At 63.1% G+C, this 13,597-nt stretch carries 15 protein-coding genes and 1 tRNA gene; 9 read left to right on the top strand and 7 right to left on the bottom strand.

The window, feature by feature from the left end; genetic code table 11:
* On the top strand, positions 1–670 hold a 670-nt coding region (locus tag EOC93_RS21360), incomplete at its 5' end, for a Tim44 domain-containing protein (protein ID WP_127205611.1).
* 25 nt (positions 671–695) lie between these two features.
* Here the strand turns inward: EOC93_RS21360 and EOC93_RS21355 are convergent.
* The 4 genes from EOC93_RS21355 to EOC93_RS21340 form a co-directional block, all read right to left on the bottom strand.
* On the bottom strand, positions 696–1,337 hold the full coding sequence (locus tag EOC93_RS21355; RefSeq protein WP_127205610.1) for a class I SAM-dependent methyltransferase: 642 nt from the start codon (positions 1,335–1,337) through the stop codon (positions 696–698).
* Positions 1,338–1,548: 211 nt separating this feature from the next.
* Complete coding sequence (locus EOC93_RS21350; RefSeq protein ID WP_127205609.1) at positions 1,549–1,731, bottom strand: hypothetical protein; 183 nt, start codon at positions 1,729–1,731, stop codon at positions 1,549–1,551.
* A 189-nt stretch (positions 1,732–1,920) separates the two neighbouring features.
* Positions 1,921–2,637 (bottom strand): pentapeptide repeat-containing protein, encoded by a 717-nt coding sequence (locus EOC93_RS21345; RefSeq protein ID WP_095487528.1) that lies wholly within the window; start codon positions 2,635–2,637, stop codon positions 1,921–1,923.
* 473 nt (positions 2,638–3,110) lie between these two features.
* Positions 3,111–3,200: transfer RNA gene (locus EOC93_RS21340), tRNA-Ser, on the bottom strand.
* A gap of 303 nt (positions 3,201–3,503) precedes the next feature.
* Here EOC93_RS21340 and EOC93_RS21335 point away from each other — a divergent pair.
* From EOC93_RS21335 to EOC93_RS21325, 3 genes are all read left to right on the top strand, one after another.
* Complete coding sequence (locus EOC93_RS21335) at positions 3,504–4,157, top strand: 50S ribosomal protein L21 (RefSeq protein ID WP_127205608.1); 654 nt, start codon at positions 3,504–3,506, stop codon at positions 4,155–4,157.
* Between the two features lie 100 nt (positions 4,158–4,257).
* The gene (rpmA, locus tag EOC93_RS21330; protein WP_095487526.1) at positions 4,258–4,527 is read left to right on the top strand and encodes a 50S ribosomal protein L27; all 270 of its coding nucleotides are present in this window, start codon (positions 4,258–4,260) and stop codon (positions 4,525–4,527) included.
* Positions 4,528–4,645: 118 nt separating this feature from the next.
* Positions 4,646–5,233 carry a GNAT family protein gene (locus EOC93_RS21325; protein ID WP_095487524.1) on the top strand — a complete coding sequence of 196 codons (588 nt, stop codon included), beginning with the start codon at positions 4,646–4,648 and terminating at the stop codon, positions 5,231–5,233.
* Positions 5,234–5,451: 218 nt separating this feature from the next.
* Here EOC93_RS21325 and EOC93_RS21320 read toward each other — a convergent pair whose 3' ends face one another.
* Positions 5,452–6,321 (bottom strand): endonuclease/exonuclease/phosphatase family protein, encoded by an 870-nt coding sequence (locus EOC93_RS21320; protein WP_095487522.1) that lies wholly within the window; start codon positions 6,319–6,321, stop codon positions 5,452–5,454.
* 114 nt (positions 6,322–6,435) lie between these two features.
* On the opposite strand from EOC93_RS21320, the gene obgE reads away from it, so the two are divergent.
* On the top strand, positions 6,436–7,467 hold the full coding sequence (gene obgE / locus EOC93_RS21315) for a GTPase ObgE (protein ID WP_095487520.1): 1,032 nt from the start codon (positions 6,436–6,438) through the stop codon (positions 7,465–7,467).
* A 2-nt stretch (positions 7,468–7,469) separates the two neighbouring features.
* A complete protein-coding gene (proB, locus tag EOC93_RS21310; protein ID WP_095487518.1) occupies positions 7,470–8,615 on the top strand; it encodes a glutamate 5-kinase in 1,146 nt (381 codons plus the stop codon).
* A gap of 7 nt (positions 8,616–8,622) precedes the next feature.
* Here proB and EOC93_RS21305 read toward each other — a convergent pair whose 3' ends face one another.
* Entirely contained in the window at positions 8,623–9,111 is a 489-nt protein-coding gene (locus EOC93_RS21305; RefSeq protein ID WP_095487517.1) for a hypothetical protein, read from the bottom strand.
* A gap of 77 nt (positions 9,112–9,188) precedes the next feature.
* On the opposite strand from EOC93_RS21305, the gene EOC93_RS21300 reads away from it, so the two are divergent.
* The 3 genes from EOC93_RS21300 (at position 9,189) to EOC93_RS21285 (ending at position 12,702) form a co-directional block, all read left to right on the top strand.
* Positions 9,189–10,469: a glutamate-5-semialdehyde dehydrogenase gene (locus tag EOC93_RS21300; RefSeq protein ID WP_127205607.1), complete on the top strand. Its 1,281-nt coding sequence runs from the start codon at positions 9,189–9,191 to the stop codon at positions 10,467–10,469.
* 249 nt (positions 10,470–10,718) lie between these two features.
* Complete coding sequence (locus EOC93_RS21290) at positions 10,719–11,306, top strand: nicotinate-nucleotide adenylyltransferase (protein WP_095487709.1); 588 nt, start codon at positions 10,719–10,721, stop codon at positions 11,304–11,306.
* A 100-nt stretch (positions 11,307–11,406) separates the two neighbouring features.
* Positions 11,407–12,702 carry an MFS transporter gene (locus EOC93_RS21285; RefSeq protein WP_127205606.1) on the top strand — a complete coding sequence of 432 codons (1,296 nt, stop codon included), beginning with the start codon at positions 11,407–11,409 and terminating at the stop codon, positions 12,700–12,702.
* A 23-nt stretch (positions 12,703–12,725) separates the two neighbouring features.
* Here the strand turns inward: EOC93_RS21285 and EOC93_RS21280 are convergent, their stop codons facing one another.
* Entirely contained in the window at positions 12,726–13,580 is an 855-nt protein-coding gene (locus tag EOC93_RS21280; RefSeq protein ID WP_127205605.1) for a mechanosensitive ion channel family protein, read from the bottom strand.
* Positions 13,581–13,597 lie beyond the last annotated feature (17 nt).

The raw sequence follows: 13,597 nt of genomic DNA, 5'->3' as shown, positions 1-13,597 counted from the left end.
TCTTTTGGGTCAAGGGTTCGGCGGCTTGGCTGGCATGTTGGGCCTGCTGCTTCAAGGTCTGCTGATCGGCGGCGCGATCATGTTGGCCATCCGCTTTTTCCGGTCGCAATCGGCACGCAACCAAGCGCCCGCCATGGCCGGTGTTCCGCGGAGCATGGGCAACTTCGGGCGAAACGCGGCAGGCCAGCCCGAGACGGGCAACGTGTCGTCTTTCCCCATTCCAGGCATCGGGTCTGGATTTGGCCGGACGGCTCAAGCCTCCGATGAAATCACAATGACGCCGGCCGACCTCGACACATTCCAGCAACGGTTGACGGAGGTTCAGGAAGCGTTCGGACGCGAAGATCATGCTGGCCTGCGCCGGCTGGCGACCCCCGAGATGGTGTCGTACCTGTCCGAGGAACTTGCCGATAATGCCAAAAAGGGCATCAGGAACGACGTGTCTGACGTCAGCCTGTTGGAGGCCGATATTGCGGAGAGCTGGCGGGAAGACGATCGCGACTACGCGACGGCTGCGCTGCGCTACGAGTCTCTCGACGTGATGCGCGATCGCGCCAGCGGCAAGATCGTCGCGGGCGAAGCCGGTCGGCCGACGGAAACGACCGAACTGTGGACCTTCACACGTCAGAACGGTGGCGACTGGAAGCTCGCAGCAATCCAGCAGCCTTAACCGATACGCTGCTGCCTCGGCCCATTCACGTCCTCTTGCGAGCCACGATGTAAGGGCGGTTGTCGCTGCCCTTCGTTGCGTGGCTTTCGGTGGCAAGAACGTCGAAGCCCGCGGCACAGATATGCTGGCTCAGGTCTGCCGCCCGAAAGACGCCTGCATAGGGTGCTTTGCCGATCGCGCGCATTGCGGGCAGCAAGGCAAGCCGGATGAGTGGGTTCATATCGCCGACGCAGGGTGTCTTGGAGATGAACAAGCCCTCCGCTGCAAGTAAGGCGTGGATGCGGCGCAGAGTGCCAGGCAGGTCGCGGACCATATGGAGATAGTTGAATCCCAGAACCGCGTTAAACTGCTCGTCGTCAGGCGCAAGCGCGTCTACGGTCGCGGTGCGGAAGACAAGCGCCGGGATGGGGCCAGCGGCGTGTCTCTCGTTGGCAATCGCGATCATTCCGGCGGAAATATCCGTCGCAAGATAGTTTTGAACATCGCCCGCGAGCCGGAGCGCGGTTGTTCCTGTTCCGCAACCCAGCTCCAGCACCCTGTCGCCTGGTCCCAACAGGGCGCGGGTCCGGTCCAGCGTGCGCTCATATCCGGCCTGATCCGCAATCGCGCCCATGGCGTATTTCCGTGAACTGCGGTCCCAGAAGCGGGCGTCGCTCGCTATGCTCATGATGGTTGCTCCTCAGATCGCGGCCTCGCCCTAATCCGCATTAAGTTCGGCATTAAGAATGATCTGAGGCGAGTCGTGTCCGCTCAAGTCAAGTCCCGCAGAAGCTCGTTCGGCTAGATGCGGTGATTGGGCAGTTATTTCGCAGAATAGCGTAGACTCGGCGGAACTGGCGGAGAGGGAGGGGTCCAACTGTCTGGGCATTAAGGTTTCCTCACAGATATCGCTCGCCGTTGGCGCGGTGCTCGAAACAGAGCCAGTGCGGCGTCTGCCTCGGCTTGGCAAAGCTCCATCCCGCATTCTTGGCGCAGCCGGGATGCTGGCACCGATGGCGTATAATGCCGGGGCGAGTGACGGGCTCCATCGCATCCGGACGGCGGATCAGTATGTCACTCATGCTATGATCCTTCCTTCTGAGCAGGAGGTGGACTAGCCACCTCTGCGAACAATGCGGAAAGCACGAGTTCATGCATGTCGAGACGCAAAACCCAACCGCTCGGGAACGGCAGGGCATTCGGGTTAGGCGGCTTGCCGAAAGGTTCGAATCCTGTCGGGTGCAGCATTGCCGCAGTTCGCTTGCCGACAACTATTCCTGCTGGAATTGACAGGGCCAATCTTCAGGCCTCGTCAAGCCAGAAGGCAACTCGGTCCGGGCGTCTCCGCAAGCCATGTTGAGCTGCCACTGGGACAGACCCGCCGAATTGGAAAGGTCGACGCCCTCGATACGGGTCAGAAAGAAAAAGGCGCGGTCAAAGTCTATCGACGCGGTGAACGTCGCTCCTCGGAAATCCGCCCGTGCGAGATTGGCAAACGAGAAGCGGCTGCCGCTGATATCGGCGTTATGGAACTGCGCACGCCCCAATTCTGCCTTTGTGAAATCAACGTTGGTCAGATTGGCGTCCTGGAAATTCGAGCGCTGCATTTCCGCGCTCGCAAACACAGCGCCCTGCGCGTCCATACGGCTGAAGTCGGTCCTGTAGGCCTCGATTCTGTCGAACCGGGCGCCTTTGGCGGTCGAGTCGGCCAGGGAAGCACGCACAAGCGTTGCCTTCTCAAGATTTGCCCCAAGGAGATTGCTGTTCCTGAGGTCGGTCGAAGTGAAATCAACACCGAACAGGTTCGCCCCGCTCAGGTCCTGTCCTTCTAGGATGAGAAGCTTCTTGTCACACTCGTGCCAATTGACGCCAGGCGTCGCGGCTGCGTGGCAATTGTGAGCAGCAGTGGCGTTCTGCCAAGCAAACATAGTGCAAACCGCTAGAACCAGGCCGGATGCGGCGTAAGCTCTGGTTCGCCTCAAAGTCATTGTTGCTGAACCTCTGCTACTCGCCGACACTCAACCTGACCACATCTGCTGACATTCGAGAGTGCTCCTCGTCTACACCACCGTCAACCCGGGAGCAGAGGACATGGCGACGGTCGCCGCAGATGCGCAGCGGACGTCAACAATGGGGAGCCTGCTCGGGTGCTGACCGCCACCGCCGGCGTCCGCTGCCGACAAGCGTGAATCCGCTTGGGTCCGCACCGATCGGTACTTCCCGACGGCGAGGTTGACCCGGCACGGGGGCTAGTCGCGTACCCTCATTCCGCTGTCGCATGAACCCCACGACTTCGCTTAGCGAGGCCGAAGTTGATCTCTGCCATCTATCAGGTCGAGGCATGAACCCCGCATATTTGTGTCGTAAGCTGACGTGCCGCGAATACGCCGTTCTCGGTAGGCGGGCTTTATGGCGGCGCGCAACCTATTCTTTGATTTTTATTAATGTAAACAATGCCATATGGCGGAGAGGGAGGGATTCGAACCCCCGATGGGCTTGCACCCATGCCGCATTTCGAGTGCGGTGCATTCGACCACTCTGCCACCTCTCCGCGGTCATGGTCCGCCGTTGCCGGCGCGGCGCACTAGATAACGGCTGGGCGGCCAGGTTACAAGGGCCAATCTGCCCGACGATCCGGCTTCTTGTCAGGTCGCGCGCTTAGCTTGAATGCGTTCGCGGCTCGCTGGCTGACTGCTCGCCTTGACTCGCGCCGAACCTTCGGTTAGGGACAGCGCGCAATCGGCGTGGAGGGTTCTTCCGCGCCGCTTGTTTTTTGAACCCGCAGACTGACAAAAAGACGGCCGAACCGCCTGAAGCGGTTCATCAAGGCCGACCGAACAGCGAAAGGCAAAAAATGTTCGCAGTCATCAAAACGGGCGGCAAGCAGTATCGCGTCGCCGCCAACGATCTCCTGAAGATCGAAAAAGTCGAAGGCCAGGTCGGCGATATCGTCGAGATCGGCCACGTGCTCGCGCATGGCGAGGGCGAGAATGTCACGTTCGGCGCGCCGTTCGTCGACGGCGCCTTGGTCACCGCCGAAGTCGTCGAACAGGGCAAGAACCGCACCGTCATCGCCTTTAAGAAGCGCCGCCGGCAGAATTCGCGCCGCAAGATCGGCCATCGCCAGCTTTTGACCACCGTGCGGATCGCCGAGATCCTGCTGGATGGTGCCAAGCCGACGAAGAAGGCCGCGGCCAAGACCGAGGCAAAGGCTGCTCCGAAGAAGGAAGCCAAGGCAGAAGCTGCGCCGAAGGAAGCCGAGGCCAAGGCAACCGAAACCGCCGCTCCGCTGTTCAAGGCGCCGAAGGGCGAGCCGGACGATCTGACCGTGATCAAGGGCATCGGCCCGGTCGCGGCCGGCCAGTTGAACGAACAGGGCATCACGACGTTCGCCCAGATCGCCAAGCTGTCCGACAAGGATGTCGCCAAGATCGACGAGCATATGCCGTTCAGCGCCGACCAGATCACGGACTGGCGCGAGCAGGCCAAGGAATTGGCGAAGAAGTAAAGCAAGCCGGCGCAATCGTCGCCGGATCGGACTTGAAACGGAACGCGAACGCGTTCATAAGACCTTTTAGGCGCCCCTGCGGCGCATCGGAGTTAGTTAGATGGCACACAAGAAAGCTGGCGGTTCGTCGCGCAATGGTCGCGACTCGCATTCCAAGCGGCTCGGCGTGAAGAAGTTTGGCGGCGAAGCCGTGATTCCGGGCAACATCATTATTCGTCAGCGCGGCACGACGTGGCATCCCGGCGTCAATGTCGGCATTGGCACGGATCACACGCTGTTTGCGCTCGAAGCTGGCGCAGTCACCTTCAACAAAAAAGCCAATGGCCGAACCTACGTATCGGTGAACCCGATGACGAAGGCCGCGGAGTAGCCGGTTCCGTACGAGAACACCGGCACCCATCTCGGGAACCGGTGTCTGGCCAAGCCAGGAAATGGATCAGGGGAGATGGGTTTCCATCTCCCCTTTTTCTTGTGCCTGGAGGACTGACATGGTTGCCGAAGCGGAAGACACAGACGGTGAAAGTTACGCGATAGATTGCCCGGTCGTGATGACCGAGCGGCTGGTGCTGCGGGCGCCGCGCGAAAGCGATATCGAGCAATTGGTGGTGCTCGCCGACAACCGCCATGTCGCCGAAATGCTGGCCCGCATGCCGCACCCCTATGGTGAGGCCGAGGCGCGTGCTTTCCTCGCGATGACGGCCTCGCGCCGGGCCGGGATTGCCTATGCCTTGACGCTGGCCGGGACCGAAACCTTCGTCGGTTGCGCCGGCCTCAACACCACCGATCGCGGGCTGGAGCTCGGCTACTGGATCGGCGAGCCCTACTGGAAGCGCGGCTATGCGACGGAGGCAGCGCACGCGCTGGTCGACCTCGCCTTCCAGAAGACGGCGATCCAGGTGCTGCATGCCTCGACGCGGGTCATCAATCCGGCCTCGCGCCGGGTCATCCACAAATGCGGCTTCCAATATGCCGGCCAGGGCATGCTGAACTCGATCGTCGCCGGCCAGGTGCCCGTCGAGCGCTATCGTCTCGACCGCAAGACCTGGACCAGCCTCAGGAACTGGGTGCATTTTTGAGGCGCGTTGATATTCAGGTGAGGCCGGCCTGCGAATGGCGGCTTCCTGCGCTTCCGGTGCTCACGTACTCTATGTACGCTCCGCTCCGGTTCTCGGAAGCCACCACTCTCGGCACGGCCTGCCCTGAATCTCAACACACCTCGGCGCATGGCCTCGAACCAAAGGTTCCGAAAGAATCATTGTGAATTCAAAAAGTCAGTTGCGAACCAAACTCGGGGTCAGGCCATCTCGACCCAGACCGGCAGGTGGTCAGAGCCGACCGCTTGCCGGTCGACCCACAGGGCCTTCGGCGATTTGGCGAGCGAGGCGCTGGTAAAGACATAGTCGATGCGCTTGTGGCGGCTGGCGTCGTCAGGCCGCTTGGGGTCGACCCAGGTGACGAGATCGGGGCTTGCGGTGGCAAGACGCAAGGCAACATCGACGGCAAGATCGGCGGTCACAGGCATGCCGAATTCGTGATCCGGGCGGCCGGCGAGTTCGACATATTCCGGCGATCCGGACAGCATGTTGAAGTCGCCCATGACGACGAAGGCTTCGGGACAAGGCAGGTCCGGCAGGCCGACTTCGGCGACGCCGGACAGCGCGCCGCCCTCGATCGCATAGTTCAACAGGCGCTGGCGCAGAAACCGGATCTGGCTCAAGCGTTCGAGCGGGCTGCGATGGTCGAGATGGGTGGAATAGAAGCGGATGAAACCAAGCGGCGTCTCGATCAGCGCCTCCAGCGCGCCGCGCTGGAAATTCATCAGTTCGAAACTGCGGCTGCGCGGCAAGAGGAGATTGCGCGACAGATGAACAGGCGTTTTCGACAGCACCATATTGCCGAGCTGGAAGGTGGTCGTGATGGCGCGGCCGTTTTCCAGGCGCGAGCCGACATTGGCCTCGAAATTGCTGCCGTAGACGGCGAAGTATTCGGGCAACGCCTTGGCGAGCTCGGCCACCATGTCGCGCCCGCCATTGTTGGGGTTGTTGCGCGAGACCTCCTGCAGCGCGATCACGTCGGCGCCGCGCACGGCGTCAGCAATGCGGCCGACATCGTAGCGGCCGTCGAGACCGACGCCGTAGTGGATGTTGTAGGTTACGAGCTTCATTGCGACTCCGGCCATGTTCATAAACAGCCTCGCCCTTCGCCCCGCCTTGGTTTAGAGCAGTGCCAAAGGTTTAGAGCAATGCCGCAAGGCCAATAACAGAAACTCAGCAATCCGATGAAATTTCTCGATCAAGCCAAGGTTTATATCCGCTCCGGCGACGGCGGCGCCGGTTCGGTGTCGTTCCGGCGCGAAAAATTCATCGAGTTCGGCGGTCCCGACGGTGGCGACGGCGGCCGCGGCGGTGATGTCTGGGTGGAGGCGGTCAATGGGCTGAACACGCTGATCGACTATCGCTACCAGCAGCATTTCAAGGCCAAGACCGGCACGCACGGCATGGGCCGCAACATGACCGGCGCCAAGGGCGCCGACGTGACGCTGAAAGTGCCGGCGGGAACGCAGGTCTTTGCCGAGGACAACGAGACGCTGATCTGCGACATGACGGTGGTCGGCCAGCGCTTCCTGCTTGCCAAGGGCGGCAATGGCGGCTTCGGCAACCAGCATTTCAAGACCTCGACCAACCAGGCGCCCCGCCGCGCCAACCCCGGACTGCCGGGCGAAGAGCTCAACATCTGGCTCAGGCTCAAGCTGATCGCCGATGCCGGCCTGGTCGGCCTGCCCAATGCCGGCAAGTCGACTTTTCTGGCTGCCGTGACCGCGGCCAAGCCGAAGATCGCCGATTATCCCTTCACCACGCTGCATCCGGGCCTCGGTGTGGCCCGCATCGACGGGCGCGAATTCGTCATCGCCGACGTTCCCGGCCTGATCGAAGGCGCGCATGAAGGCGTCGGCATCGGCGACCGTTTCCTCGGACATGTCGAACGCACGCGCGTCCTTCTGCACCTCGTCTCCGCACAGGAAGAAAATCCGGGGAAGGCTTACAAGACCGTGCGCACCGAACTCGATGCCTATGGCCATGGACTGATCGAGAAGGTCGAGATCGTAGCACTTTCCCAAGTCGACACGCTCGATGCCGACGCCCGCAGGAAGAAGGTCGCTTCGCTGAAACGCGCCGCCGGCCGCGCGCCGATGCTTTTGTCCGCGGTCACTGGCGAAGGCGTCGAAGCCGTTCTGCGCGCGCTGATGGCGGTGGTGGCCGAGGCACGCGAAGCTGTCGCCACGCCGGTCGAGACGCGCTGGAACAAATAGCGATGACCGCGCAGTCGCTGAGAAAATACCGGCGCATCACCGTCAAGATCGGCTCGGCGCTGCTTGTCGACCGCACGACGGGCCTGAAGCGCGACTGGCTGGCCTCGCTTGCCGACGACATCGCCGTGCTGGCTGAAGGCGGCGCCGAAATCCTCGTCGTGTCGTCCGGCGCCATCGCGCTGGGCCGCACCATTCTCGGCCTCGGCAAGCGGGCACTGAAGCTCGAGGAGAGCCAGGCGGCGGCTGCCGTCGGGCAGATTGCGCTGGCTGGCGCCTGGTCGGATGCGCTCGGCAAGGGCGGCCTGAAATCGGGCCAGATCCTGCTGACGCTCGGCGACACCGAAGAGCGCCGCCGCTATCTCAATGCGCGGGCGACGATCTCGACGCTGCTCAAGATGAAGGCGGTGCCGGTCATCAACGAGAACGACACGGTGGCGACCTCCGAAATCCGCTATGGCGACAATGATCGGCTGGCGGCGCGCGTCGCAACGATGATGGGCGCCGACCTCCTGGTGCTGCTCTCCGACATTGACGGGCTGTATACGGCGCCGCCGGCCAAAGACCCTGGCGCAAAGTTCATTCCGGTCGTCGACCGCATCACCCCTGATATCGAGGCAATGGCCGGTGCGGCGGCGTCCGAATTGTCGCGCGGCGGCATGCGGACAAAACTCGACGCCGGCAAGATCGCCACCGCCGCCGGCACCGCCATGATCATCACATCAGGCACGAGACTGTCGCCGCTGATGGCGATCGAGCGGGGCGAGCGGGCGACTTTCTTCCGTCCGAGCGCCAATCCGGTCAAGGGCTACAAAACATGGATCGCCGGGCAGCTCGAGCCGGCTGGCCGGCTGACTGTCGACGCCGGCGCCATCGGTGCGCTGCTGTCGGGCAAGTCGCTGCTGCCGGCCGGCGTCAAGCTGGTCAGCGGCAATTTCTCGCGCGGCGACACGGTGGCGATCCTGTCGCCCGAGGGCCGCGAGATCGCGCGCGGACTGGTTGCCTACGATGCCGCCGATGCCGTAAGGATCGCTGGCTTGAAGACAGCCGAGATCGAAACGGTGCTTGGCTACGAAGCGCGATCGGCGATGATCCACCGCGACGACCTTGTGGTGAGCGGCGCGGCCGACGGAGATGCGGCCCGCCATTGACGGCGCGCTACTGGTCAGGCTCACGCGGCCATTTGGGTGGGTTGCGATATCGATCCTGAAAGTCCTGGTATATCTTCAGAAGCTCGCTGCAACCTCCCAACTCCGCTTCGATGCCAGCCCTGGCACGTCGATCCACTTCGGCTTGGGGAACATCCTTGTCGTCTCCGACGACGAGATCACGGATGAGCGCGTCAGTCGTCATTGCTTCTGCCCCTTTTTCCTCTTCCATCCTTTTTTTGAATTCTGCCTCAAGCCGAGAGCGCGGCCCACATCCATGCAGCTCTTCAATAACGACGTCGATCTGGGAAAGCGGTGTCGGTGACGCGCCGCAATAGCGCTCAGCAAGTGCGAGGGACATCATCGAGCTTACCATAGTCATGGCCTTGCCGTCGGGGCTCTCGCCGGGTTCAAACTTGTCGTCGCAGTAGTCGGCGGCACGGAGGCCTGTTGGTATGAGCATCGCGCCGAGAGCAACGAGGATTATGACTCTCTTCATTCTGCTTCCTCAAATTTACGGCCATTGCCGCGAAGGCCGGCCGCGTGTAAATCCACCAGCTTCACTGGATCGGTCAAATGCTGAACAAACACCAAGGCGATGATGTAGCCAGTTTGATGGCACGGATAGGCCGCAGGGCGCGCGCTGCCGCCCGACCGCTGGCCATCGCCACGACCGCCGCCAAGAACGCCGCGCTTGTCGCCATGGCGGAGGCGATTGTCCGTCGCGAGCAGGATATTCTCGACGCCAACGCCATCGACATCTCGAATGGCCATGAGTCGGGGCTTTCCGCCTCCTTCATGGACCGGCTGAAGCTCGATGCCGCCCGCATCCGCGCCATGGCTGACGGCATCCGCGAGATCGCCGAACTCAGTGATCCGGTCGGCGATGTCATTGCCGAATGGGACCGCCCGAATGGGCTGCATATCGAACGCGTTCGCACGCCGCTCGGCGTCGTTGGCGTCATCTATGAGAGCCGGCCGAACGTGACGGCCGATGCCGGCGCACTTTGCCTGAAAGCCGGCAGTCCGGTGATCCTGCGCGGCGGCTCGGATTCGCTCAACTCCTCGGCGGCGATCCATGCCTGCCTGGTCGAGGGGCTGAAGACGGCCGGTCTGCCGCAGGACGCCATCCAGCTGGTGCCGACCACCGACCGCGCCGCCGTCGGCGAAATGCTGAAGGGCCTCGGCGGCAATCTCGACGTGATCATTCCGCGCGGTGGTCGCAGCCTGGTCGAGCGTGTGCAGAACGAAGCTCGGGTGCCGGTCTTTGCCCATCTCGAAGGCATCTGCCATCTCTATGTCGACCGTTCGGCCGATCTCGACATGGCGGTCAAGATCGCCGTCAATGCGAAGATGCGGCGCACCGGTGTCTGTGGTGCGGCCGAAACGCTTTTGGTCGACCGTGCCGTCGCTTCCACCCATCTGGTGCCGATCCTTGACGCGTTGCGCGCGGCTGGATGCGAGATCCATGCCGACGCCGAAGTGCTGAAGCTGTTCTTCGACGCCAGTCCGGCGACCGACGCCGACTGGATTACCGAATATCTCGACGCGATCATCGCAGTGAGGCTGGTCGATGGCGTTGCGGGCGCGATCGAGCATGTCGAGACGTTCTCCTCGCACCACACCGAGGCGATCGTCGCCGAGGATGCCGGTGCAGTCGAACGTTTCTTCAACGAGATTGATTCGGCGATCCTTCTGCACAATGCCTCGACTCAATTCGCCGATGGCGGCGAATTCGGCATGGGCGCCGAGATCGGCATCGCCACCGGCAAAATGCATGCGCGCGGCCCGGTCGGTGTCGAGCAATTGACCTCGTTCAAATACCGCGTGCGCGGAACGGGACAGGTGCGGCCTTGACGCTACTTGCTCGAAGAACCTGAAGCTTTGCGCCCAGCCACCCCCCTCTGTCCTGCCGGACATCTCCCCCTCAAGGGGGGAGATTGCCTGTCATTTCTGATTTCGCCAATCGCCGGTGCTGCAAGATTTGCGCCTGCGATGAAGCCGCCAATCTCCCCCCTTGAGGGGGAGATGTCCGGCAGGACAGAGGGGGGCGCCTGACGCATGCTTTCCTCGCCCGAGCATCCCGCTCCCTCCCGCTACCTCAAAATGCCGCATGCCGAAAAGGGCCTGGCCGTCGGGCTGTTCGGCGGCTCGTTCAATCCCGCCCATGCCGGCCATGGCCTGGTCGCCGAGATCGCGCTCAGACGTCTGGCGCTCGATCAGTTGTGGTGGATGGTGACGCCCGGCAATCCGCTCAAGAACAAGCGGGAACTGACGCCGCTGACTGAGCGGCTCCGCCTATCCGAGCAGATCGCCAGGAACCCGAAGATCAAGGTCACCGCCTTCGAGGCCGCGCATCACGTCCGCTTCACCGCCGACACGCTGGCGCTAGTCAAGGCGCGCAATCCCGGCGTCGACTTCGTCTGGATCATGGGCGCCGACAGTCTGCGCGACTTCCACCGCTGGCAGCGCTGGCGCCAGATCGTCATGACGTTCCCGATCGCGGTGATCGACCGCCCTGGCGCGACGCTGTCCTTCCTGTCCTCGGTCGTTGCCAAGACCTTCGATTATGCACGTGTCGACGAGGGCGACGCGCCGCGGCTCGCCCGCATGAAGGCGCCGGCCTGGACCTTCATCCACGGCCCGCGCTCGTCGCTGTCGTCGACCGCGATCCGCAACATGGCGAAGGGCTGAGCCTGCACGGACCTCCCTTCTCCACAAGCAGAGGAGGCAAGTCCGGCCATGTCGCATTTGCGGCTGCTTTTCCCCGATCCGTGGGCGATCCTGCGCGCGCATGGCGATTCTCGAGCAAAACCAGACCAGACGCGATCCGGCGCAAGGCAGCCCGCCAACCCCGGCGATCGCCATCGCCAGCGTCGTCCTGTCGATGGCGCTGGTTGCGGTCGGTAACGGACTGATGTTCGCCTATATCCCGGTCCGGCTCGGCGCCGAGGGCTTCGATCCGACCTGGGCCGGGCTGATCGTCACCGGCCTTTCGGCCGGCGGCCTGGCAGGCTGCATCCTGACCGGTCCGCTGGTGCGGCGCGTCGGCCATGCTCGCGCGTTCATGGTGCTGTCGGCGCTGATCGTGCTGTCGAACGCCGCCGTCGGGGCCGGGCCGCACCCGCTGTCGTGGATCGCGGCACGCGCGCTCTATGGTTTTGCCATATGCGGCTTGTTCATCGTCGCGCAAAGCTGGCTGAACGACGTCATTGCCAACGCCATACGCGGCAGGGTCATGGCCTTCTTCTACGTCGCCTATGTCGCTGGGCTCGGTGTCGGCTACGCCACACTGGCGCTGATCGATGTAAGGGCTGCGGACGCGCCGCTGATCGGCATCGCCTTCACCGCGCTGTCGATCCTCCCCGTCGGGCTGACGCGGCTCGCCCAGCCACCGCCGCCGCAGGCGGCGTCCGTCGCGCTTGGCCGGGCCTGGCGGATTTCGCCGGTCGGCGTCGCCGGCATGCTTGCCGTCGGCGGCCTGTCGATGACGATTTCGGGCTTCGCGCCGATCCATGCCACGGCCAAGGGCTACAGCCAGGCAGATGTGGCACTGCTTTTGTCGGCGATGCCGGTCGGCACATTGATCCTGCAAATTCCGCTCGGATGGATTTCCGACCGCACCGACCGGCGCTTTGTGCTGGTCGCCGCTTCGGCGCTTGCCTTGGTGGCGGGCCTGTTCGCGCTGGGCTTCGACGGCGGTGCGCTGGCGGCGCTGGTCGTCATCTATGTGGTCTGGGACGGCGCGTCGGAATCGATCTATTCGCTGGCCAGCGCGCATGCCGCCGACCGCGCCGGCAAGGACGACATGGTGGCGCTGTCCAGCTCGCTTCTGTTTGCATGGTCGCTGTCCGGCTTCATCGTGCCCGGCATCGTGACCGGGCTTTCCGCTGTCTATGGAACCCAGGCCTTCATCTATGTGGCCATCGTCATAGCCGCTGTCTTTTGCCTGTTCGTGCTGTGGCGTGTGGTGGCGATGGCGCCTGTTCCCGCCGCCGAGACCGGCAATTTCGCGCCGATGAGCGCGCAGGCGCCGTTGCCGGTGGATCTTGCCTTTCCGTCCGAAGAACAGCGCCGCGCGGACAAATAGGCCTACGCTGGGAATTGATCATCTCACTGTCTGGTGGCGGTTTCCTGTCGTGGCGCTTCCGGTGGTGGCGCGGGTATAGAAATGCCTTCGCTGTCGAAAGCCTGCTTGGCGCGTTTGGTGAGATCGATCTGGGTGGCGAAGAAATCCGCAGCCGAGGTCCAGTAGCGTAAGGTGATGGCGACGTTGCTGTCGCCGACGGTCGCCACAAACGCAATCGGCGCCGGCTCCCGCCTGACGCGCCGCTCGGCGGCGGCGACGCCAAGCATGGTCTTCTGCGCGAGATCGATATCGTTCCAGGAACCGATGGTCAGCGTGATGTCGCCACGGCGGGCACCGTTGCGTGTATAGTTGCGGACAGGCTGGTTCCACAGCGTCGAATTGGGGGCGAGGACGTAGACGCCCTCGACCGTTCTCAGCGTGGTGGCGAACAGGCCGACTTCCTCGATGGTCCCGGCGATGGCGCCGACCTCGACATATTCGCCGATGCGGAATGGCCGTAGCGCCAGCAGCATGATGCCGGCGGCAATGTTCTGCAGCGTGCCCTGCAGCGCCAGGCCGATGGCCAAGCCGATGGCGCCGATGGCGGCAATGATCGAGGCCGTCTGGACGCCGAACTGGCCGAGCACCATGATAACGACGAGGATCAGTATGGCGTAGCGGGCGATCCTCGAGAAGAAGTGGCGCAGCGTCACGTCGAAGCCATGGATATGGCCGAGGCCGGCATAGATCGAGCGCTGCGCGAGGCCGGCGACGATATAGCCGAGGACCAGCAGGATGACGGCGCCGATGGCCGAGAATGAGTACGAGACGATCAGCGCGCTGAGCTGCGCAAGGCCGGCCTGCACGGTGTCAACGGCGTTCTCAGGGTCGATAGGCATGGCGGGAATCCGATTGG

The organism is Mesorhizobium sp. M6A.T.Ce.TU.002.03.1.1 (assembly GCF_003997275.1).
GTDB lineage: Bacteria > Pseudomonadota > Alphaproteobacteria > Rhizobiales > Rhizobiaceae > Mesorhizobium > Mesorhizobium mediterraneum.
The sequence above is the reverse complement of the archived record's forward strand: the minus strand, read 5'-3'. Positions and strand labels throughout refer to the sequence as shown.

What these genes read in the sequence shown, in the direction of transcription:
- EOC93_RS21280 (WP_127205605.1), bottom strand. Translation starts at nt 13,580, where the DNA reads ATGCCTATCGACCCTGAGAACGCCGTTGACACCGTGCAGGCCGGCCTT.
- EOC93_RS21320 (WP_095487522.1), bottom strand. Translation starts at nt 6,321, where the DNA reads ATGAAGCTCGTAACCTACAACATCCACTACGGCGTCGGTCTCGACGGC.
- EOC93_RS21345 (WP_095487528.1), bottom strand. Translation starts at nt 2,637, where the DNA reads ATGACTTTGAGGCGAACCAGAGCTTACGCCGCATCCGGCCTGGTTCTA.
- obgE (WP_095487520.1), top strand. Translation starts at nt 6,436, where the DNA reads ATGAAATTTCTCGATCAAGCCAAGGTTTATATCCGCTCCGGCGACGGC.
- EOC93_RS21305 (WP_095487517.1), bottom strand. Translation starts at nt 9,111, where the DNA reads ATGAAGAGAGTCATAATCCTCGTTGCTCTCGGCGCGATGCTCATACCA.
- EOC93_RS21355 (WP_127205610.1), bottom strand. Translation starts at nt 1,337, where the DNA reads ATGAGCATAGCGAGCGACGCCCGCTTCTGGGACCGCAGTTCACGGAAA.
- EOC93_RS21290 (WP_095487709.1), top strand. Translation starts at nt 10,719, where the DNA reads ATGCCGCATGCCGAAAAGGGCCTGGCCGTCGGGCTGTTCGGCGGCTCG.
- EOC93_RS21300 (WP_127205607.1), top strand. Translation starts at nt 9,189, where the DNA reads ATGCTGAACAAACACCAAGGCGATGATGTAGCCAGTTTGATGGCACGG.
- EOC93_RS21350 (WP_127205609.1), bottom strand. Translation starts at nt 1,731, where the DNA reads ATGAGTGACATACTGATCCGCCGTCCGGATGCGATGGAGCCCGTCACT.
- EOC93_RS21285 (WP_127205606.1), top strand. Translation starts at nt 11,407, where the DNA reads ATGGCGATTCTCGAGCAAAACCAGACCAGACGCGATCCGGCGCAAGGC.
- rpmA (WP_095487526.1), top strand. Translation starts at nt 4,258, where the DNA reads ATGGCACACAAGAAAGCTGGCGGTTCGTCGCGCAATGGTCGCGACTCG.
- proB (WP_095487518.1), top strand. Translation starts at nt 7,470, where the DNA reads ATGACCGCGCAGTCGCTGAGAAAATACCGGCGCATCACCGTCAAGATC.
- EOC93_RS21335 (WP_127205608.1), top strand. Translation starts at nt 3,504, where the DNA reads ATGTTCGCAGTCATCAAAACGGGCGGCAAGCAGTATCGCGTCGCCGCC.
- EOC93_RS21325 (WP_095487524.1), top strand. Translation starts at nt 4,646, where the DNA reads ATGGTTGCCGAAGCGGAAGACACAGACGGTGAAAGTTACGCGATAGAT.